General features: G+C 74.5%; 19 protein-coding genes. 7 read left to right on the top strand and 12 right to left on the bottom strand.

Annotated features, from left to right (window positions below; all coding sequences use genetic code 11):
* Positions 1 to 2 precede the first annotated feature (2 nt).
* Positions 3 to 980 carry an NAD(P)H-quinone oxidoreductase gene (locus tag SM577_RS30895; protein WP_474588632.1) on the top strand — a complete coding sequence of 326 codons (978 nt, stop codon included), beginning with the start codon at positions 3 to 5 and terminating at the stop codon, positions 978 to 980.
* A gap of 90 nt (positions 981 to 1,070) precedes the next feature.
* On the opposite strand, the gene soxR is transcribed toward SM577_RS30895, so the two are convergent.
* Positions 1,071 to 1,532: a redox-sensitive transcriptional activator SoxR gene (gene soxR, locus SM577_RS30890; protein ID WP_474588631.1), complete on the bottom strand. Its 462-nt coding sequence runs from the start codon at positions 1,530 to 1,532 to the stop codon at positions 1,071 to 1,073.
* Positions 1,533 to 1,588: 56 nt separating this feature from the next.
* On the opposite strand from soxR, the gene SM577_RS30885 reads away from it, so the two are divergent.
* Together SM577_RS30885 and SM577_RS30880 are read left to right on the top strand one after the other, a co-directional pair.
* Positions 1,589 to 2,308 carry a transketolase gene (locus SM577_RS30885; RefSeq protein ID WP_474588648.1) on the top strand — a complete coding sequence of 240 codons (720 nt, stop codon included), beginning with the start codon at positions 1,589 to 1,591 and terminating at the stop codon, positions 2,306 to 2,308.
* Positions 2,309 to 2,310: 2 nt separating this feature from the next.
* Positions 2,311 to 3,213: a transketolase family protein gene (locus SM577_RS30880; RefSeq protein WP_474588630.1), complete on the top strand. Its 903-nt coding sequence runs from the start codon at positions 2,311 to 2,313 to the stop codon at positions 3,211 to 3,213.
* 74 nt (positions 3,214 to 3,287) lie between these two features.
* On the opposite strand, the gene SM577_RS30875 is transcribed toward SM577_RS30880, so the two are convergent.
* Positions 3,288 to 3,995 carry a glycosyltransferase family 2 protein gene (locus SM577_RS30875; protein WP_302920996.1) on the bottom strand — a complete coding sequence of 236 codons (708 nt, stop codon included), beginning with the start codon at positions 3,993 to 3,995 and terminating at the stop codon, positions 3,288 to 3,290.
* A gap of 123 nt (positions 3,996 to 4,118) precedes the next feature.
* Here SM577_RS30875 and SM577_RS30870 point away from each other — a divergent pair, with 123 nt between their 5' ends.
* Positions 4,119 to 6,314 carry a hypothetical protein gene (locus tag SM577_RS30870; RefSeq protein ID WP_474588629.1) on the top strand — a complete coding sequence of 732 codons (2,196 nt, stop codon included), beginning with the start codon at positions 4,119 to 4,121 and terminating at the stop codon, positions 6,312 to 6,314.
* Positions 6,315 to 6,560: 246 nt separating this feature from the next.
* Positions 6,561 to 8,159, top strand: a complete 1,599-nt coding sequence (locus tag SM577_RS30865; protein WP_474588628.1) for a ricin-type beta-trefoil lectin domain protein — start codon at positions 6,561 to 6,563, stop codon at positions 8,157 to 8,159.
* Between the two features lie 98 nt (positions 8,160 to 8,257).
* Here the strand turns inward: SM577_RS30865 and SM577_RS30860 are convergent, their stop codons facing one another.
* The 6 genes from SM577_RS30860 to SM577_RS30835 all read right to left on the bottom strand — a co-directional run bounded on the left by SM577_RS30860 (position 8,258) and on the right by SM577_RS30835 (position 14,042).
* Positions 8,258 to 8,848: a hypothetical protein gene (locus SM577_RS30860; RefSeq protein WP_302920480.1), complete on the bottom strand. Its 591-nt coding sequence runs from the start codon at positions 8,846 to 8,848 to the stop codon at positions 8,258 to 8,260.
* 56 nt (positions 8,849 to 8,904) lie between these two features.
* Positions 8,905 to 10,341, bottom strand: a complete 1,437-nt coding sequence (locus SM577_RS30855; RefSeq protein ID WP_474588627.1) for a sensor histidine kinase — start codon at positions 10,339 to 10,341, stop codon at positions 8,905 to 8,907.
* Positions 10,334 to 11,023: a response regulator gene (locus SM577_RS30850; RefSeq protein ID WP_474588626.1), complete on the bottom strand. Its 690-nt coding sequence runs from the start codon at positions 11,021 to 11,023 to the stop codon at positions 10,334 to 10,336. Before SM577_RS30850 ends, SM577_RS30855 begins: the two co-directional genes overlap by 8 nt.
* A 94-nt stretch (positions 11,024 to 11,117) precedes the next feature.
* Positions 11,118 to 11,630: a hypothetical protein gene (locus tag SM577_RS30845; protein ID WP_302920995.1), complete on the bottom strand. Its 513-nt coding sequence runs from the start codon at positions 11,628 to 11,630 to the stop codon at positions 11,118 to 11,120.
* Between the two features lie 107 nt (positions 11,631 to 11,737).
* Positions 11,738 to 12,658, bottom strand: a complete 921-nt coding sequence (locus SM577_RS30840; RefSeq protein ID WP_474580243.1) for a DUF1906 domain-containing protein — start codon at positions 12,656 to 12,658, stop codon at positions 11,738 to 11,740.
* 211 nt (positions 12,659 to 12,869) lie between these two features.
* Positions 12,870 to 14,042 carry a thiolase family protein gene (locus SM577_RS30835; RefSeq protein WP_474588625.1) on the bottom strand — a complete coding sequence of 391 codons (1,173 nt, stop codon included), beginning with the start codon at positions 14,040 to 14,042 and terminating at the stop codon, positions 12,870 to 12,872.
* An 89-nt stretch (positions 14,043 to 14,131) separates the two neighbouring features.
* Here SM577_RS30835 and SM577_RS30830 point away from each other — a divergent pair, with 89 nt between their 5' ends.
* The gene (locus SM577_RS30830) at positions 14,132 to 14,557 is read left to right on the top strand and encodes a PH domain-containing protein (RefSeq protein ID WP_474580241.1); all 426 of its coding nucleotides are present in this window, start codon (positions 14,132 to 14,134) and stop codon (positions 14,555 to 14,557) included.
* Positions 14,558 to 14,664: 107 nt separating this feature from the next.
* Here SM577_RS30830 and SM577_RS30825 read toward each other — a convergent pair whose 3' ends face one another.
* Both SM577_RS30825 and SM577_RS30820 read right to left on the bottom strand, forming a co-directional pair.
* Positions 14,665 to 15,576 carry a rhomboid family intramembrane serine protease gene (locus SM577_RS30825; protein ID WP_302920475.1) on the bottom strand — a complete coding sequence of 304 codons (912 nt, stop codon included), beginning with the start codon at positions 15,574 to 15,576 and terminating at the stop codon, positions 14,665 to 14,667.
* An 81-nt stretch (positions 15,577 to 15,657) separates the two neighbouring features.
* The gene (locus SM577_RS30820) at positions 15,658 to 16,188 is read right to left on the bottom strand and encodes a peptidylprolyl isomerase (protein ID WP_109898719.1); all 531 of its coding nucleotides are present in this window, start codon (positions 16,186 to 16,188) and stop codon (positions 15,658 to 15,660) included.
* 84 nt (positions 16,189 to 16,272) lie between these two features.
* Between SM577_RS30820 and SM577_RS30815 the strand changes: the two genes are divergently transcribed.
* Entirely contained in the window at positions 16,273 to 17,067 is a 795-nt protein-coding gene (locus SM577_RS30815) for a hypothetical protein (RefSeq protein WP_302920474.1), read from the top strand.
* A 149-nt stretch (positions 17,068 to 17,216) separates the two neighbouring features.
* On the opposite strand, the gene corA is transcribed toward SM577_RS30815, so the two are convergent.
* Both corA and SM577_RS30805 read right to left on the bottom strand, forming a co-directional pair.
* Positions 17,217 to 18,359 (bottom strand): magnesium/cobalt transporter CorA, encoded by a 1,143-nt coding sequence (gene corA, locus SM577_RS30810; RefSeq protein ID WP_474588624.1) that lies wholly within the window; start codon positions 18,357 to 18,359, stop codon positions 17,217 to 17,219.
* A 353-nt stretch (positions 18,360 to 18,712) separates the two neighbouring features.
* Entirely contained in the window at positions 18,713 to 19,807 is a 1,095-nt protein-coding gene (locus SM577_RS30805; RefSeq protein ID WP_302920472.1) for an aminotransferase-like domain-containing protein, read from the bottom strand.
* Between the last annotated feature and the right edge of the window lie 47 nt (positions 19,808 to 19,854).

Genomic DNA, 19,854 nt, shown 5'->3' with positions numbered 1-19,854 from the left:
ACATGCGTGCGATCACGATCTCCGAACCCGGCGGGCCCGAGGCACTGGTCTGGAGCGAGGTCCCCGACCCCGAACCCGGGCCGGGCGAGGTGGTGGTGGACGTCCGCGCCAGCGCTGTCAACCGGGCGGACCTGCTGCAACGGCAGGGGCACTACCCGCCGCCGCCGGGCGCGTCGGCGTATCCCGGGCTGGAGTGCGCCGGGGTGATCGGCGCGCTCGGTCCGGACGTGACCGGGTGGCGGGTGGGCCAGGAGGTCTGCGCGCTGCTGGCCGGCGGCGGCTACGCGGAGCGGGTCGCCGTGCCGGCCGGCCAGCTGCTGCCGGTGCCGGCCGGGGTCGACCCGGTCGACGCCGCCGCGCTGCCCGAGGTGGCCTGCACCGTCTGGTCGAACGTGGTGCGGCTGGCCGGGCTCGGCGCGGGCGAGACGCTGCTGGTGCACGGCGGCGGCAGCGGGATCGGCACCTTCGCCATCCAGCTCGGGGCGGCGCTGGGCGCGACCGTGGTGGTGACCGCCCGGTCGGCCAAGCACCCGGTGCTGCGCGAGCTGGGCGCCGCGCACACCGTCGACTACCGGGAGCAGGACTTCGTCGAGGAGGTCCGGCGGGTCACCGACGGCCGGGGCGCGGACGTGATCCTCGACATCATGGGCGCCTCCTACCTGGGCCGGAACGTGGCGGCGCTGGCCACCGGCGGCCGGCTGGTGGTCATCGGCATGCAGGGCGGGCGCAAGGGCGAGCTGGACCTCGGCGCGCTGCTGGCCAAGCGGGGCACGATCGCCGCGACGGCGCTGCGCTCCCGGCCGGTCGCGGAGAAGGCGGAGATCGTCCGGGGCGTACGCGAGCAGGTCTGGCCGCTGATCGAGGCGGGCCGGATCCGCCCGATCGTGGACCGCCGGCTGCCGATGAGCCGGGCCGCCGAGGCGCACCAACTGTGCGAGACGAACGAGCACGTGGGCAAGGTCCTGCTCACCACGGGGTGACCGGGCACGGCCTGTCCGGCGCGGGCCGGACCGGCGGCCGGGCGGGGCAGCATCAGGCGCGGGCCGGACCGGCGGCCGGGCGGGGCAGGATCAGGCGCGGGCCGGGTCGGCGGCCGGGCGGCGCAGCATCAGGCGCGGGCCGGGGCCCTCACCGGCCAGCGCGTCGCTGGGGTTGCTGAGCGTGCAGCGCTGCAACGACAGGCAGCCGCAGCCGATGCAGCTGTCGAGGTCGTCGCGGAGCTTGGTCAGCAGCCGGATCTGCTCGTCCAGCCGCTCCCGCCAGATGGTGGATAGCCGCGACCAGTCCTCAGCGGTGGGCGTACGCGAGGCGGGCAGCGACTCCAGCGCCGCCCGGATCTCGTCCAGCGAGATGCCGACCTGCTGGGAGATCCGGATGAACGCCACCCGACGCAGCTCGCTGCGGGCGTAGCGGCGCTGGTTGCCGCCGGTGCGCTCGGCCCGGATCAGCCCGAGCCGCTCGTAGTAGCGCAGCGCCGACGGCGCCACCCCGCTGCGCTCGGAGAGCTGGCCGATGGTCAGAGACTCGTGCATCACGTTCGCCTTGAGTTGAAGTGCGCTTCAACTTGCAGGCTATCCGCATGACCACGATGACCGCCAGTACGGGCCGGGCCGGCGCCGCCCCGCCCGGGCCACGGCTCCCCGCGCCCGTGGCGCCGCTGCTCGACCGGATCCGGGCCGGCCGGGAGTTCGGCGCCAACGTCTACTCCACCGTCGACGTGCTCTGGGTGCTCTACGACCGGATCCTCCGGATCACCCCGGAGACCGTCGACGCCCCGGAACGGGACCGCTTCCTGCTCTCCAAGGGCCACGCCGTGGCCGGCTACTACGCGGTGCTCGCCGCGAAGGGCTTCGTCCCGCTCGACTGGCTCGACGACCAGGGCGGCCCGGCGAGCCGGCTCGGCGACCACCCGGACCGGCTGCTGGTGCCCGGCGTCGAGATCGGCTCCGGTTCGCTCGGCCACGGCCTGGGGCTCGGCGTGGGCACCGCGCTCGGGCTGCGCGCCCAGGGCCTGCTCACCCCCCGGGTGTACGTGCTGCTCGGCGACGCCGAACTGGACGAGGGCTCCAACCACGAGGCGATCGCGTACGCCGGGGCGACCGGGCTGGCCAACCTGACCGCCGTGGTGGTGGACAACTCCTCGGCCACGCACGGCTGGCCGGGTGGCGCGGCGGCCCGGTTCACCGTGAACGGCTGGACCGCCGCCACTGTCGACGGGCGCGACCACGACGCCCTGCACACCGCCCTGACCGGGCAGGACAACCACCGGCCGCACGTCGTCGTCGCGGTCGTCGACTCCGGGGAGTGACCATGCGGGAGACCTTCGTCGACACCACCACCGCGTTGCTGGCCGAGGATCCGCGTACCGCGCTGGTGCTCGCCGACATCTCCGCCGCCGCGTTCGCCGCGGCCGCCCGTCGGCACCCGGAACGGGTGCTCAACGTCGGGATCCGGGAACAACTGATGGTCGGCGTGGCGGGCGGGCTCGCGCTGACCGGGCTGCGGCCGATCGTGCACAGCTACGCCCCGTTCCTGGTCGAGCGGGCGTACGAGCAGCTCAAGCTGGACCTGGACCACCAGGGGACGAGCGCGGTGCTGGTCAGCGTCGGCGCGTCGTACGACCGGGCGGCCGCCGGGCGCACCCACCTCGCCCCGGCGGACGTGTCGCTGATCGACACGCTGCACGACTGGACAGTGCACGTTCCCGGGCACCCGGGCGAGGTGCCGGCGCTGCTGCGGGGCGCGGTGGCCGCCGAGGGCTCGGCGTACCTGCGCCTGTCCACGCTGCACAACGACCGGCCGCGCGCCGGCGACGGTTCGCTGGACCTGGTCCGGGACGCCGGGCCGGGCGCGCCGCTGCTGGTCGCGGTCGGGCCGGTGCTGGACGCCGCGGTCGCCGCGGTGGCGGATCTGGGGGTCTCGGTGGCGTACACCCACCGGCCCCGGCCGTTCGACGTCGCGGGCCTGCGGGCGCTGGCCGGCACCGAGGTGATCCTGGTCGAGCCCTACCTGGCCGGTACGTCCGCGCGGGTGGTGTCGGCGGCGTTGGCCGACCGGCCGCACCGGCTGCTGGCGCTCGGCGTGGGTCGGCAGGAGCTGCGCCGCTACGGCTCGCCGGACGACCACACCCGCTGGCACGGGCTGGACGCGGCCGGGCTGCGCCGCTCGGTGAGCGGATTCCTGGCACCGGCGCTGACGCCGGCCGGCCGCTGAGCGGCCACGCGGAGCGGGCCGTCGAGGGGCGGCTACTGGTCAGCGGGCGGGGTGCCGGCGGGGCGGGCCGAGGGTCAGCGGGCCGGGGTGCCGGCGGGGCGGCGGCGGGTGCGTTCGCGGCCGAGGATCCAGAGCGCCTCGACCCCGTCCTTCCAGGTGATCTTCTTGCCCTCCTCGCGACCCCGGGCGCGGTAGCTGATCGGCACCTCGTACGGCCGGATCCGGCGGCGCAGCAGCTTGCCGGTCACCTCGGCCTCCATGCCGAAGCCGCGGGAGCGGATGTCGAGCGAGCGGTAGAGGGCCACCGGCATCAGCTTGAAGCAGGTCTCCAGGTCACCGATGTAGGAGTTGAACAGCACGTTCGCCGCCATCGTGACGCCCTTGTTGCCCATCACGTACCAGAAGCTGTACGCGCTGTGACTGCCGAAGGTGCGATTGCCGTAGACCACCGTGGCCCGGCCGTCCAGCACCGGGTCGAGCAGCTTGGGGATGTCCTGCGGGTCGTACTCCAGGTCGGCGTCGAGGATGACCATGTAGTCGCCCTCGGCGTTGTCGACGGCGGTCTTGATGGCCGCGCCCTTGCCCGCGTTGCGCGGGTGGGTGACCACCCGCAGCCGCGCGTCGTCGGCGCGGCCGAGGATCTCCCCCGTGCCGTCCCGGCTGCCGTCGTCGACCACGACCAGCTCGATCTCGCACGGGTAATCGACCGCCAATGCCTGCTTCAGGGCATCCGCGATGCGTTCTTCCTCGTTGTAGACCGGCATGAGGATCGAGAGCTTCACGGGAATCTCCACGGTGGCGACAATACGTCGGGCCTAGCGTAGCCTGGCAGGTCAGCGGCGCGGTGGCCGCCACCGCGGGCGTCGGCCGTGGCAGCCGGCCGCGGATGGTGTTTACTTCCGGCCATGTCGGCAGCCGGCTACCCGCTCGCCCTGGCGCCCGTCGCCGCGCTTCTCCTGCTGACCGTCGCGCTGCGACCGGCCGCGCCGGACGCCGTGGCGCCGCTGCGCCTGGCCGTGGTCCGGGCCGCGCTGGTCACCGGTGCGTTCGCGGTGCTCACCGTGGAACTGCTCGGCGCGCTGCGGCTGCTCACCCGGCCCGCGTTCGCGGTCGCCTGGCTGCTCTTCCTGGCCGCCGCCGGCGCGGCCGCCGGCTGGCGCCGCCGCCGGGACGCGGCGCGACCGGCCGGGCCGGTCGTCGCCGCCCGATCCGACGCGCTGGTCGGGGCGGTCGCCGAGCCGGCCCGCGCGAGCGGCGCCGGCCTGCCGGCCACCGCCGGGCCCGGATCCGCCGCCCACCCACCCGCCGGGCCCGGCCCCGACGGCACGGACCGCGCCGGCTGGTCGACCCGGCTGGCCGAGTGGTGGCGTACGGCGGGCCGCGGCGAGCGGCTGCTCACCGGCACCGTGGGCGGGCTGGTCCTGGTCGAGCTGCTGGTCGCGCTGCTGGCCGAGCCGAACAACTTCGACTCGCAGACCTACCACCTGCCCAAGGTGGAGCACTGGGTGGCGCAGGGCGACCTGGACTTCTGGCCCACCGCCATCCACCGGCAGGTGACCATCCCGCCGGGTGCCGAGTACCTGCTGCTGCACCTGCGCCTGTTCACCGGCGGGGACGCGCTGCACAACCTGGTGCAGTGGGCCGCCATGGTGGGCTGCCTGCTGGTCGGCGCCCGGATCACCGCCCAGCTCGGCGGCGGCCGGCGGGCCCAGCTGCTCACCGCTTTCGTGCTGGCCACCACGCCGATGGTGGCGCTCCAGGCGACCAGCACCCAGACCGACCTGGTCTGCGCCGCGTGGGTGGCCTGCGCGGCCACCCTCGCGCTGGACGGGCTGCACCGGCGCACCGGGCCGGGCACCCTGCTCGGGCTGGGCGCGGCCACCGGGCTGACCGCGGTGACCAAGACCAGCGGGCTGATCGCTGTCGGTCCGCTGCTGGTGCTCTGGGGGCTCGCCCAGCTGCGGCTGGCGTACCGCGACCGGGGCGCGGCCCGGATGGGGGGCACGGCCCGTACGGTCGCCGGGTCGCTGCTCATCCTGACCGTCGCCGCGGCGGTGGTCGGGCCGTTCCTGGCCCGGGTGACCGTCGAGTTCGGCCACCCGCTCGGCCCGCCCCGGCTGCGCGAGTCCATCCCGATGGAGCGGCACGATCCGGGGTCCATCGTGGTCAACGCGCTGCGCATCGGGCACACCGCGTTCGACACCCCGCTGGCGCCGCTGCGCCGGGCCGGCGCGGAGGCGATCGTCGGCGTGGCCGGGCTGATCGGGGTGGACCCGCAGGACCGGGCCACCACCTTCGGGCGGGAGACCTTCCCGGTGCCGTCCTGGTATCCGGACGAGGACCGGGTGGCCTTCCCGCTGGCCGGCGCGCTGGCCCTGCTCGGGGCGGGGTTCGCGCTGGCCCGGCCCGGCCGGCTCAGCCCGGAGCGGGCGGGGACGCTGCGCGCGTACGCGGTGGTGGTGGTGGGCGCGGTGCTGCTGCACACCGCCATGATCAAGTGGCAGCCGTGGGGCAACCGGCTGCTGCTCTACGCGCTGGTGCTGGCCGTGCCGCTGGCCGGGGTCTGGCTGGACGCCCTGATCCACCGCCGGTCCGCCGCCACCGCCACCACCGCCGCCGCCACCGGCCCGGGTGGGCGGCGCTCGGTGGCGGTGGGGCTCGCGGTAACCGTGCTGGCGACCAGCGCGCTGGCCGGGGTGCTCGCGGTGTCGTACGGCTTCCCGCGCCGGCTGGTCGGCACCGGCTCGGTCTTCACCACCGGCGACTGGGAGACCCGGTTCCTGCGGCGTCCGCAGTGGACGGCGGAGTTCCGCTGGGCGGCGGAGGCGGTCCGGGCGGCCGACGCCCGCCGGATCGGCCTGGTGCAGCAGAACGACAACTGGGAGTACCCCTGGTGGCTGCTGCTGCGCGAACCGGACGGCCGGCCGCCGGAACTGGTCGCGCTCCAGTCGGTGCTGCCCGAGCGCCCGCCGGCCGACCCGGCCTCGGTGGACGCGATCGTCTGCACCGGCAGCCGGCCGACCTGCACCCGGCTGGTGCCGCCCGGCTGGCGGCTGGAGTTCCGCGGCTACGTCGGTTACGCGCTGCCGCCCGCCGGCTGAGCACGAAGCCCCACTGCCGCTCGCCGGCCGAACGGGACGGCGCCCACCGCCGCCGGCCGAGCGGGACGGCCCGCCTGCCGGGCGAGATGGTCCCAGCCGGGCCGTCGGCGGGGCGGATTGCCGGGATCGCCCGGTTCGGCACACCGCGCGCAAGGATTCCGAACCGTATTCACATACCTGCGTCACGCGCGTTACCTTCCGGTAACTCGATCGACACCCAACGATCGAGGCGAAAGGAGTGCGTCGATGCTTGGTTCCCCTGCCAGGCGCGAACGTGCGACCCGACGACGGAGCCTCACCGCCGTCTTCGCCGCCGCTCTCGTCCTGCCGATGCTCGCCGGTCCGGCCACCCCCGCCTCCGCGGCGGACCGCCCGGCCATCCAGCCGCTCCCCGCCAACCTGGAGGCGATCCGTGCCGCCGAGGCCACCGCGCTCTACGGCACGCCCGCCATCCGCCCGATCGAACAGCGCCGCACCGCGCTGATCACCATGGGCGACAGCGAGATCTCGGGTGAGGGGGTGGGCAACTACGTCCCCGGCACCCACGAACCCGGCAACTGGTGCGACCGCTCGTACGACCAGGCGGTGTTCCGCACCGGCATCGCCGCCGACGAGAAGTACAACATCGCCTGCTCCGGGGCGACCCCGTGGAACCTGATCCGGGGCGGGCCGACCCAGCACAACGAGCTGAACCAGGGCGACCACCTGGCGATCAAGGCGCGGAACACGCACCTCAAGCTGATCTGGGTGGTGGTCGGCGCGAACGGCGACGGCACTATCCAGTTCGGCCCGGTCGCCACCGACTGCACCATCCGCCGGGTCTTCTTCCAGGGCCCGTGCTACCCCACCTACACCGACCAGTGGACGGTCCGCACCGACGGCAGCCGGCGAGCGGTGGAGGACGCGCTCACCGACATCCGGCGGACCATGACCAACGCCGGTTACCTGCGCTCGGACTACGAGCTGGTGCTCATGTCGTACCCGAGCCCGGGCAGCCCGGACGTGGAGGACAACCCGAACTTCCCCGGCTGGTACGGCGGCGGCTGCCTGCTCTACCTGGCCGACGCGGCGTTCGCCCGGAACAAGGCGGTGCCGCTGTTCGAGGCGGCCATCCGGGCGGCGGCCACCAACACCGGCACCCGCTACCTGGACGCCAGCCGGCTCTTCCACGGCCACGAGGTGTGCACCGACAACACAGCGGTCCGGGGCCTCTACATCGAGGTCGGCATCTGGGACGAGAACGCGGCGCGGCAGTCGTTCCACCCGAACTACCGGGGGCACGGCATGTTCGCCCAGTGCATCACCCAGTTCTGGAACTCCGGTCAGCAGCGGGCCACCTGCGTCGACCCGGCCAGCACCGGCAGCGGCGCGCTCTACCCGGGGCTGTTCGAGTTCAAGCAGCTGCGCAACGTGGCCACCGGCACCTGCGTGGACGGCAAGGGGTACGACTCGCGCAACAGCACCCCGCAGCAGTCGTACGGCTGCCACGGCGGGCGTAACCAGGGCTTCTGGTACGACCCGACCCGGCAGTCGCTGCACTCCGAGCTCTCCCACGACCGCTGCCTGGACGTGGCCGGCGGCACGCTGAGCGCCGGCACGGCCGTCAACATCTACGACTGCCACGGCGGCGCGAACCAGAAGTTCGTGCTCGCCGGCAACCAAATCAAGGCGGCCGGCAACACCAACCTCTGCCTGGCGTTCGACAGCCCCTTGCTGGGCAGCCCGCGGCTGCGGCTGGCCACCTGCTCGTCGAGCACCCGCCAGCAGTGGTCGTTCGAGTCCCGCACCTTCGCCAACCCGGTCGGCTACGGGCACGACGACTTCATCGGCTCCCGGGTGTACTGATCCCCACGCCTGCGCGTACAGCGAAAGAGTGGCCATTTCCCGCGGAATGGCCACTCTTTCGCTGAACGTGCGCCGACGCTGGCCGGGCTGCGGGGGGCCTACTTCTGGCGGGCCGGCACGACGATCAGACGGGCCAGGCCGCCGTCGCCCTCCTTGGCGCCGGCCACGCCGACCGTGGTGCCGACCGTGACGTCGGTCGACTGGATAGTGGTGCGGCGCTCCACGACGCGCAGCTTGTCGCCGAAGGTCCAGGTCATGGTGAAGCCGTCGGTGGACTTCACGGTCATCGAGTCGGCGTCGATGGCGGTCACCTCGCCGCGCTGCACGGCGACCGTCTTCGTACCGTCCTTGGTCCGCACCACGGCCTCGCCGTGCAGCATGTTGCGGCGCAGCAGCACCCGGGCCTTGCGGCGCTCGCGCCCCTCCTCGCCGCGCTCGCGCCGCGGCTTCGCCCCGGTCGCGGACGGCGAGGCCGCCGGCGAGGCGGGCGCGGCCAGGGCGTCGACGTCCAGGTCGCCCGCGTCGAAGCCGAGCGCGGCGAGCGCCTGGCCCTCCGCGCCCATCGCCGCGGCCACCTCGACGGAGGTCTCCCGGACCGGCTGGCCGCCCACCTGGTCGGCGCCGCACCCGCCGACGCCCAGCGCGACGGCCGCGAGCAGGGTGGTGGTGGCGATTCCCCAACGTGCCATGAGTCTTCCTCTCGTCCGTGGTGCTGCCAGCCTGCCCCGCGTCGGCGAGCGGAGCGTCAGGCCGATGTTCGGGCCGGGTAAGGATCCGGCGGCAGCCGGACCGTGAAGGCGGCGCCGCCCTCCGGGGCGTGCCCCGCCGAGATCTCCCCACCGAGCCGGCGGACCAGGCCGGCGGCGAGCGCCAGCCCCAGTCCGCTGCCCACCTTGCGCACCCCGCGGTACCGCTGGTGCAGCGCGCCGCGCTCGAAGGCCACCGCCAGGTCGTCGTCGGTGAAGCCGGGCCCGCCGTCGCGGACCTCGACCACCCCGCCGGCGGCCGGGTCCGCGCCCACCGGCCGGACCGCGAGCACCACCGGCGCCCCCGGCGGTACGACCCGCAGCGCGTTCTCCAGCAGCCCGTCGACCACCTGCCGGATCCGGCCCGGGTCGGTGTACGCGGGCACCGGCCGGTCCGGCACCTCGACCCGGAAGGACACCCCGACCGCCGCGCAGCGCCCGGCCCAGGTCCGCTCCGCGTCGACGGCCAGCCGGGTCAGGTCGACCGGCGCCGGTTCCAGCGGGAAGTCGGCCGCCTCCAGCCGGGCCAGCGCCAGCAGGTCGCTGACCAGGCGGTCCAGGTGTTCCGCCTCGGCGAGCAGGGTCCGCCCGGTGCCGGCCGCCTCGTCCGCCGGGATCACCCCGTCGGCCAGCGCCTCGGCGTACCCGCGGATCGCGGTCAGCGGGGTGCGCAGCTCGTGCGAGACGGAGAGCAGGAACTCCCGCTGCCGGCCCTCGCTGGTGGCCAGCGCGGCGGCCAGCCCGTTCAGCGCGTACGCCAGGTCGGCCGTCTCCTCCGGCGGTTCCACCGGCACCCGTACCGTCCGGTCCCCGGCGCGCAGCCGCGCGGCGGCCTCGGCGGCCCGCCGGACGGGCCGGGCCAGCCGGCGGGCGAGCAGCAGCCCGGCGACCACCCCGGCGCCGAGCCCGGCGAGCAGCGGGAGCCAGAGGCCGGGCAGCACCTGCCGCCACGGTGCGTTGACCCGGCGGGTCAGCACCACCCCGTTGCCGCCCGGCAACGCGCGCCCCTCGACCAGGGTGCGCCGCCCGTCGACCGGCCGTCGGGTCGAGACGTTGCGCCCCTCGGCGACCCGCTGCACCACCCGGGGCGGCAGCCCGGCCCGGTCCGGCACACCCCGCCGGATCAGGTACGCGTCGATGCCCTGCGCCCGCAGCTGGCGGAGCAGCCGCTCCTCGTCGGCGGTGCGGCCGGTGGCCAGCCGGGGACGCAGCACCTCGGCGGCCAGCCGGGCCTGGGCGGCCAGCGCCTCCTGGTCCCGCCGTTCCACGCCCCGCACCGCCAGCGGCACCGCGACGATCGCGGTGACCAGCACCGAGACCAGGGCGACCGCGCAGGTGACCAGCACCGCGCGGGCGGTCAGCGTACGGCCGAACCGGCGGCGCGGCGGGGCCGGCGGCGGGCCGACCACCGGCAGCGCGAGGGTCGGCTCAGTCATCGGCGGCGTACCCCACGCCCCGGTGGGTCCGGATCACGCTGGCCGCGCCGAGCTTGGCCCGGACCTGCGCCACGTGCACGTCGACGGTCCGGGTGCCGGCGTGCGCGGCGTAGCCCCAGACCGCGGCCAGCAGCTCCTCCCGGGTGAACACCCGGCCCGGGCGGGCCATCAGGTGCGCGAGCAGGTCGAACTCCGTGCTGGTCAGCTGGACCGGGGCGCCCGCGACGGCGACCGTCCGGCGGACCGGGTCGAGGGTCACCCGGCCGACCACCCGCGGCCGGTCCACCTCGGGCGGCCCGGCCGTGCGGCGCAGCACCGCCCGCACCCGGGCGACCAGTTCGCGCGGGCTGAACGGCTTGGTGACGTAGTCGTCCGCGCCCAGTTCCAGGCCGACGACCCGGTCGACCTCGTCGTCGCGGGCGGTGAGGAAGATGACCGGGGTCCAGTCGCCCGCCTCGCGCAGCCGCCGGCAGATCTCGGTGCCGGTCAGGCCGGGCAGCGCGATGTCGAGCACACAGGCCACCGGGCGCAGCCGGCGGGCGGCGGCCAGCCCCGCCGTCCCGTCCCGCTCCAGGTGTACGCCGAAGCCGTCCCGGCTGAGGTAGCGCCGGACCAGGTCGGCGATGGCCGGCTCGTCCTCGACCACGAGGACGAGCCCGCGCGGTTGGGCGTCGGCGGTCACCGGCCCATGATTGCCGACACCGGCGGCGGTACGGACGCCGGCGGATGTTCGGATTCGGTAAGGAGACGCCGGGGCGGGCCGCCCCGGCCGGTGCTCAGCGGACCGTGGCGGGGCGGAGGGTGGCCGGTCGCGCGGTGGCCGGTGCCTCGCCGATGGTCGCCACGATCCGCTCCCGGGCACTGCGCAGCCGGGTCCGGAAGGCGTGGTTGAGCAGGGCGTCGAGCTGCCACACCTGCTTCGGGTGCTGGGTACGGATGACGAACCGCTCGCGGACCCCGTCGATAGCGGTGGCGGCCAGTTCGACCGAGTGCAGCCGGGGGTCCGGGCTCCAGGTGACGTTGCTCAGCTCGCGCAGTTCGGTGTTGAGGTGCAGGCGCAGCCGGTGCAGCACCCGGGTCTGCTGGGTGACGACCAGCCGGCGGTGGGTCAGCAGCAGCAGGTACTCGCCGGCCATCGGGCGGTCGGGACGGTTGCACCGGCCGACCAGGATGGTCGCGTCGCCGGATCCGACGCAGCCACGGAAGACCGGCATGTGCCGGGCGACGGTCTGCGCCGCCAGTCCGGCCTCGGCGGCGGCCGGGAGGAACGTACGGGAGAACACGTCCATGCCCTGCCCAACGACGGCCATCCCGCAGTGACGCGGCTCACAGGAGGATTTTGGAAGTTCCACGACGCCGCGTCGCACCGCCTGTGCGACGGCGGCGGCCGCGGCGGTCACCGCACCGGCGTCAACCGGCGGAGCGTCCCGGACAGGGTGCCGTACCTGCGCAGCTGCGGCTGCGCCGTACGGACCGCGTACGCCGGCTGCTCGAGTTCCAGGTAGTTGCTGTCGATGTTGATCCGGACCCCGCCCCAGGTCTCGTGATGGTCGCCGCGGTACTGCTTCATCCGGCGCTTCGGCCAGTAGGACGCGGGAATGGCCTCGTCCGACACCGTCTGGATGCCGTCCCAGCGGGCGAAGTCGATCAGATCCGGGCGGGCGTAGCCGGGCCGCGCGTAGGCGGCCACCTGGTCACGGAGGCCGGCGGACTCGACCGAGGTGTACACGCCGGCCAGGAACCCGTGCTCGTGCAGCCGGCCGGTCCAGGCGCTCACGAAGGTGTCGACCGCGCCGGTGCACGTGGCGTCGCCGGCCGGGTAGCGCTCCAGGTCCAGGATGATCGTGCTCCGCGCCGCGAGTCCGAGGTTCCGCGCGCTGGTCGCCGCGTCGTCGGCCGCCTCGCGGCCCTGGGTCGCGGCCCGGGCGGGGTCGATCCGGCGCTGGTAGCTGGAGCAGGGCGCCTGGAGTCCGACGTAGAGCGGGAAGAACCGCCAGCCGGCGGCCTGCTGGGTGCTGACCCACTCCTTGGTCAGGTTGGCCTGGGCGCAGCCCCGGTTGACCCCGCCGATGTAGATGCCCACCGCCCGGTACGGCGACTGGAGCCAGGCCTTCATCGCCGCGTTCGACGGTGCCGCGCAGGTGTCGAAGCCCAGGCCGGTGAAGGTGCCCGGGTGCGGGCCGGTGTAGCCGGCGGCGGTGGCCGGGGCGGGCCGGTCGACCACGGCGGCGCCGGCGAGCAGCGTGGCCACCGCGGCCACGGCGAGGACCCGTCGGGCGGCACGGCGCAGGGCGAGCCGGCTGGCGAGGAGCGTCAAGGGTCTCCCGATCTGACGACGGGGCGGGAAGGCGGCGGAACCGGCGGGTCGGCACCCGCCCCCGCACGCCGCGTTCGGATCATCCCCGCCCGACCGGCCACTGTCCAGTTCGTACCCGTGGTCGCCGTCCGGTCAGGCCGCGTCCCGCTGTCGCCCGACCGGGAGTGCGCGGGCCGGCCGCCGGATCGGGCGACCGGCCGGGACGGTGGGGTCAGAGCAGCTCGACGATGGTGGCGTTGGCCATGCCGCCGCCCTCGCACATCGTCTGCAGGCCGTAGCGGATGCCGTTGTCGCGCATGTGGGCGAGCATCGTGGTCATGATCCGGGCGCCGGACGCGCCCAGCGGGTGGCCCAGCGCGATCGCGCCGCCGCGCGGGTTCAGCCGCTCCGGGTCGGCCTCGGTCTCCGCCAGCCAGGCCAGCGGCACCGGGGCGAACGCCTCGTTCACCTCGTACACCCCGATCTCCTCGATGCCCAGCCCGGCGCGGCGCAGCGCCTTCGCGGTGGCCGGGATCGGCGCGGTGAGCATGGTGACCGGGTCGTCGGCGGCGACCACGGCGGTGTGGATCCGGGCCAGCGGGCGCAGGCCGTGCTGGCTGGCCCACTCGGAGGTGGTGACCGCCAGCGCCGCCGCGCCGTCGGAGATCTGCGAGGCGGAGCCGGCGGTGACCACGCCGTCGGGCCGGAACGGGGTGGCCAGCTCGCCGAGCTTGGCCAGCGAGGTGTCCCGCCGGATGCCCTCGTCGGCGGCGAACTTGCCACCGTCGGCCAGGGCCACCGGGGCGAGTTCGGCGTCGAACGCGCCGGCGTCCTGCGCGGCGGCCGCCTTCTCGTGGCTGGCCAGCGCGTACTCGTCGAGCTGGGTGCGGGAGAAGCGCCAGCGCTGGGCGATCAGCTCGGCCCCGACGCCCTGGTTGAACGGCAGCGGGGACTCGTCGGCGAAGCCCTCCACGCCCCGGTAGCGGTCGCGCACCTGGTCGCTGAAGGGCATCCCGCCGGCCACGCTGGAGCCCATCGGCACCCGGGTCATCGACTCGACGCCACCGGCGACCACCAGGTCGGCCTGGCCGGAGAGCACGGTGGCCGCGGCGAAGTGCAGCGCCTGCTGGCTGGAGCCGCACTGCCGGTCGAGCGTGGTGCCGGGCACCGACTCCGGCCAGCCGGCGGCCAGCACGCCGTTGCGGGCGATGTTCCAGGACTGCTCGCCGACCTGCGACACGCAGCCCCAGACCACGTCGTCGACCTGCCCCGGGTCGATGCCGGTGCGCTCGGCCAGGGCGCGCAGCACGTGCGCCGACAGGTCCACCGGGTGCACCGTGGCCAGGCTGCCCTTGCGTCGCCCCACCGGGGTGCGTACGGCGCCGACGATAACCGCGTCACTCATGTCTACTCCCCGGTAACTTGGCTCGGTCCCGAGTCTACGTCCTCGGTGCGGTGGTCGTCCGCCCCCGGGTGCGCTGGCATGCTGGGCGCATGCCAGCAGAGTCCTCCGGGCAGTGGCGGGTGCCCGCCGCGCTACCGGCGCTGAAGGCCGTCGGCGCGCTCGCGCTGGTGGCGCTCGGGCTGCTCCTCGCCGGGGGTGACCCGGTCCAACTGGTGCTCGCCGGGCTGGCCGCGGCCGGGCTGCTCGGCTGGGCGCTGCGCGACGTGGTCGCCCCGGTCCGGCTCGCCGTCGACCCGGAGGGCGTCACGGTGATCCAGGGTTATGCCGGGCACCGCCGGCTGCCCTGGGCCGCGGTGGAGGCGATCACCGTAGCTCGCCGGGGCCGGCTGGGCCTGGCCAACGAGGTGCTGGAGATCGACGCCGGCGAGTCGCTGCACCTGTTCGGCCGCTCCGACCTGGGCGCCGAGCCGGCCGAGGTGGCCGAGGCGCTGCACGCCGCCCGCCCCGCCGGCTGAGCGGCCCGCGATCCACCCGCCGGCTGAGCGGCCCGCGATCCACCCGCCGGCCGAGCGGCCCGCGTCCGCCCGCCGGGCCGAGGTGGCGCGGCGGGCCGAGCCGCCGGTCAGCCGACCAGGGCGGCGGTGCGGACCAGCGCCAGGCCGAGCAGCGCCAGCACCAGGATCGCGCCGCCGGCGAGTTGCACCAGCGAGCGCCGCGACCGCGGGGCGTACGCCAGCACCAGCGCCATCGCCGCGCCGACCACCAGGCCGCCCAGGTGCCCCGGGATGGAGATGCCCGGCACCGTCAGCGTGAAGACCAGGTTGATCACCAGGATCGGGATGACCTGGGAGATGTCCCGGCCCATCTTGCGTTCGATCACGATGAGCGCGGCGAAGAGCCCGAAGATGGCCGTGGAGGCGCCGGCGGTGGTCACGTTCGGCTCGCTGAACAGGTAGGCGGCGACGTTCCCGCCGAACCCGGCGACCAGGTAGAGCGACAGGAAGCGCAGCGGCCCGAGGTTGGCCTCCAGCGACCGGCCGAGCACCCAGAGCGCCCACATGTTCAGCAGCAGGTGGACCACGCCGAAGTGCAGGAACATCGCGGTGAGCAGGCGGTACCACTGGCCCTCGGCGATGCCGCCGACCGTGCCGTCCGGGAAGATCGCCCCGCCCAGCACCGACCCCCAGTCGGTGAGCGGGGTGCTGCCGCCCAGCAGGCCACCGAAGCCGGAACCGCCGAGGGCGGCGTCCCCGCCCCGGTCGGAGGCGATGGAGAGCAGCATCAGCAGCACGTTCAGCGCGATCAGCGCCTTGGTCACGTAGCCGTGCCGGCCGGCGGCACCGCCACCGAAGGCGGTACGCGCCGGCCGCACGCTACGGCGTCCCTCGTTGACGCACTCCGGGCACTGGTGCCCGACCGACGCCTCCCGCATGCAGTCCGGGCAGATCGGCCGGTCGCAGCGGGTGCACCGGACGTAGGTCTGCCGGCCCGGGTGCCGGTAGCAGACCGGGGTGGTCGGTGGCGACTCGCTCACCGCGCCGACCTTCCGTCCGGGCCCGTCCGGCCCCGCCCTCCGGAGCGCTCAGTCATGCGAGCAAAGGTACCTCGCCGGGGCTCAGCCCTCGCCGCCCTCGATCTCGACCCGCTCGATGACCACGTCCTGCAGCGGCCGGTCGCTCGGACCGGTCGGGGTGTTGGCGATGGTGTCCACGACCTTCGCCGACGCCTCGTCGGCGACCTGGCCGAAGATGGTGTGCCGGTTGTTCAGGTGCGGCGTCGGCGAGACGGTGATGAAGAACTGCGAGCCGTTGGTGCCCGGCCCGGCGTTCGCCATCGCCAGCAGGTACGGCCGGTCGAAGCGCAGCTCCGGGTGGAACTCGTCGGCGAACTTGTAGCCCGGCCCGCCGCGACCGGTGCCGGTCGGGTCGCCCATCTGGATCATGAAACCGGCGATCACCCGGTGCGAGATGGTGCCGTCGTAGTACGGACCGCTGCCCGGCTGGCCGGTACGCGGGTCGATGTATTCGCGCTTGCCCTGGGCCAGCTCGACGAAGTTGCGGACGGTCTTCGGCGCGTGGTTGGGGAAGAGCTCCAGCCGGATCGGGCCGGCGTTGGTGTGCAGGGTGGCGTAGACAGCCTCGGCCACGGGTACTCCTCACTTGTCGGTCAGTTCCATGCGGATCCTCCCATGTGCCCGATCTGGCCATGCGGAGGCATCCGAAGGTGGAGGATGACGGAGGAACAACTCCCAGGAGGTGGGACCGTGTTTGGAATCGGGCGGCGTAAGTCCCAGGGGCAGCTCGCCAGGGCCGAGCTGAACCAGAGCATCAGCCACCTGATGCAGGCGGCCAACCATGCCGCGAAGGGCGCCGGCGCGAGCGTCGGCCCGCGGGTCCAGGCGGCCCGGGGCTTCGTCGCGCCGACGGCGGCGAAGGTGCGTGACCGGGCCGCGACCGGCTGGGGGACCACGCTCACCACGCTCGCGCCGCTGGCGGCGGTCGCTCGTGACGGTGCCGGCCAGGCGGGCTCGATGACCAGGAAGGCCAAGGCGAAGAACATGCGGATCACTGGAAAGAAGAAGCAGCCCCGCCGTCGCGGGTCCATGATGACCGGTCTGCTCGCCGCGGGCGCGGTGGCGGGCCTGGCCGGCGCGATGGCCATGCGCCGGCGCCGGGAACAGCAGGAGTGGGCCGAGTACGACCCGACCCGCACGCTGGAGCCGATGCGCGACGAGGTCGACACCATCGAGGTGAAGACCCGCTCCGGCGGCGGCAGCGGGGTGACCGACGCGTCCACCATGTCCAGCGGCTCGGGCGTGGCCGGCGGCCCGACCGGGGCCGGCAGCTCGGCGGTGGCCGGCGGCGACAGCGCCTCCACCACCTCGCCCGGGGTACAGCCGACCATCCAGGCGACCGAGAAGGTCCCCTCGGTGGCCGAGGGTGCCCGGGACGTCTCCGGCCGGCCGGCGGACGACCTGAGCAAGGCGCTGGGCAAGAACACCGCCCGGACCAACGGGCGCCGCTGACCCGCGGGTCAGGGCGCCGCGGACCGGAGGGCCGCGGGAGGCGCCGGCGAGGCGGGGGTCACCCCGTGACGCCGGCGCTTCCGCGTCCGGGCCCCGGGCCCGGCTTACGGCGGGCGCGCGTCGGGCAGGCGAGGCCCGACGGCGGGCGGTCAGAGCCAGCCGTTGCGGCGGAACCAGCGGTAGAGCGCGAGCGAGATGGCGAGCATCAGCGCGAGCACGACCGGATAGCCGTACGTCATCCGCAGCTCGGGCATGACGTCGAAGTTCATGCCGTAGATGCCGGCGATGGCGGTCCAGACCGCGGCGATGGCCGCCCATGCGGCGATCTTGCGCATGTCGTTGTTCTGGTCGACCGTCACCTGGGCCAGCCGCGCCTGGAGGATCGAGTTGAGCAGGTCGTCGTAGGAGTTGACCTGCTCGACGGTGCGGCTGAGGTGGTCCTGCACGTCCCGGAAGTAGCGGCGCACCTCCTTGGGCACGTCCCGGTTCATCTGCGAGGTGAGCGTCATCAGCGGCCGTTGCAGCGGGGTCACCGCCCGCTTGAACTCCACCAGCTCCCGCTTCATCTGGTAGATCCGCTGGATCCGGCCGCTGGCCTGGCGGTCGAACACCTCGGCCTCCAGCGTGTCGAGGTCGTCCTCCAGCCGGTCGGCCACCTCCAGGTAGAGGTCCACCACCCGGTCGGTGATCGCGTACGCGACCGCCCACGGGCCCTGGAGCAGCAGTTCCTGCTTGGTCTCCAGGTCGGCCCGGACGGGCGAGAGCCGGCAGGCGTCCCCGTGCCGGACGCTGACCAGGAAGTTCGGCCCGATGAAGAGCATCACCTGGCCGGTCTCGACCACCTCGGAGGTCTCGGTCAGCTCGGCGTGCTCGCAGTACCGGGCGGTGCGCAGCACCAGGAAGCTGACCTCGTTGAAGAGTTCCAGCTTGGGACGCTGCTGGGCCTTGACCGCGTCCTCGACTGCCAGCTCGTGCAGCCCGTAGGTGGCGGCGATGGCGGTCATCTCGTCCAGCGACGGTTCGTGCAGGCCGAGCCAGACGAAGCCGTGCTCCGCCTCGCGGGCGGCGTGGAGCGCCTCGGCGTAGTCCCAGTCGCCGGGCTGCCGCCGGCCGTCGACGTAGAGCGCGCAGTCGACCACGGCGCTGCGGCCGGGGCCGCTGGGCGGGGCGGTGTCCCGGGAGTCGTCGGCGCTGCGGCGGCGGGCCATCGCCCGTACCGGCGCCACCCAGGCCCGGGGCTTGAGCACCCGGCCAGCGCTCGGCGGTGCCACCCGCTCGACACGGTCCGTCATCGTGCCCCCCTTCCCACGCTCCGCTGCGGCTTGCAGGTTACGCCGCCGCGCCCGTCACCGCCCGTGACGATCAGGTGCGGGGGTGGCGCCGGGCGGGCCGGGTCGCATCGGGGGGTGAGGGACGACACGGCCCACCCGGCACCCTTTGGGGGCGGGGGTTGTGCTGGTCACGCCACTCACCGTGACGGCGGCTCGGGTGGCCCGCGTACGCGCCGGTGGGCGCGGGGGCGCTGCGCGAGACCGGACTCCGCTACAGGTGGTGAGTGACGCTCGCAGCATTGTGGGCCGCCGGCCGCCCCGGCGGGAGTCCCGGGACGGCCGGTATCGCTTTATTGTCGGAAACCCGACAGAATTCAGCCCCGGACGGCCGCGACTGCCTCGGCCAGCCGCCGGACACCCTCGTCGATCCGGTCGGCGGTGACCGCCGAGAACGCCAGGCGGAGGGCGTGCTGCCCGCCCTCGACGACGAAGTCGCTGCCCTTGACCACGGCCACCCCGCGCTCGGCGGCGGCCGGGGCGAGCCGGTCGACCAGCACGTCCTCGGGCAGCTCGATCCAGAGGAAGTAGCCGCCGTCCGGCTCCACGAACCGGGCCTCCGGGATGTGCCGGCGCAGCGACTCGGCGAGCACCCGGGCCCGCTCGCCCAGCGCGGCGCGGACGGTCTCGATCGAGCGGTCGATGTCACCGGAGACGCAGAACTGGTGGACGATCGCCTCGGAGACCATGCCGGGCGAGATGTAGAGGCTGGTCGCGTTCTTGGCGATGTCGGCGATCAGGTCAGCCGGCCCGACCAGGTAGCCGACCCGCACGCCGGGGCAGACGGTCTTGGTGAAGCTGGACGCGTGCACCACGACCCCGCGGGTGTCCAGCGACAGCATCGACGGCAGCGGCTCGCCCCGGAACCGGATGTCGGCGTACGGGTCGTCCTCGAAGATGGTGAACCCGTACTCGGCGGCGAGGTCGAGCAGCTCGCGGCGCTTCTCCAGGGAGAGCGTCACGCCGGCCGGGTTCTGGTAGTTCGGGATGACGTGGGCCAGCCGGGGGCGCACCCCGGACTCCAGCAGCTTGCGCAGCTCGGCGGTGTCCAGCCCGTCCGGCTGGATGGTGATCCCGTGCAGCTCGCTGCCCATCCGCTTGAGGTTGAGCAGGGTCCGGTCGTAGGTCGGCCGCTCGACCACCACCGCGTCGCCGGGCCGGACCAGGTGGTCGAAGAGGAACGCGTCGGCCTGCAACGAGCCGTTGGTGACCAGCACCTGCTCGGGCCGCACCCCGTGCTTCGCGGCGATCCACTCACGCAGCGGGAGGTAGCCGACGGAGGTGCCGTACGCCGTCACCCCGGCGGGGTCGGCGTCGAAGGCGCGGACGGCGGCGGCCTTGAGCCCCTCGACATCGACGATGTCCAGCGAGGGAGCGCCACGGGCGAAGGAGATCAGCTGCTCGGCGGTCATGGCTGTTCAGCGTACGGGCGGCGGCGGGGTGCGCGCCGACGGCACGG

This window comes from Micromonospora desertarenae (assembly GCF_056150265.1).
The sequence above is the reverse complement of the archived record's forward strand: the minus strand, read 5'-3'. Positions and strand labels throughout refer to the sequence as shown.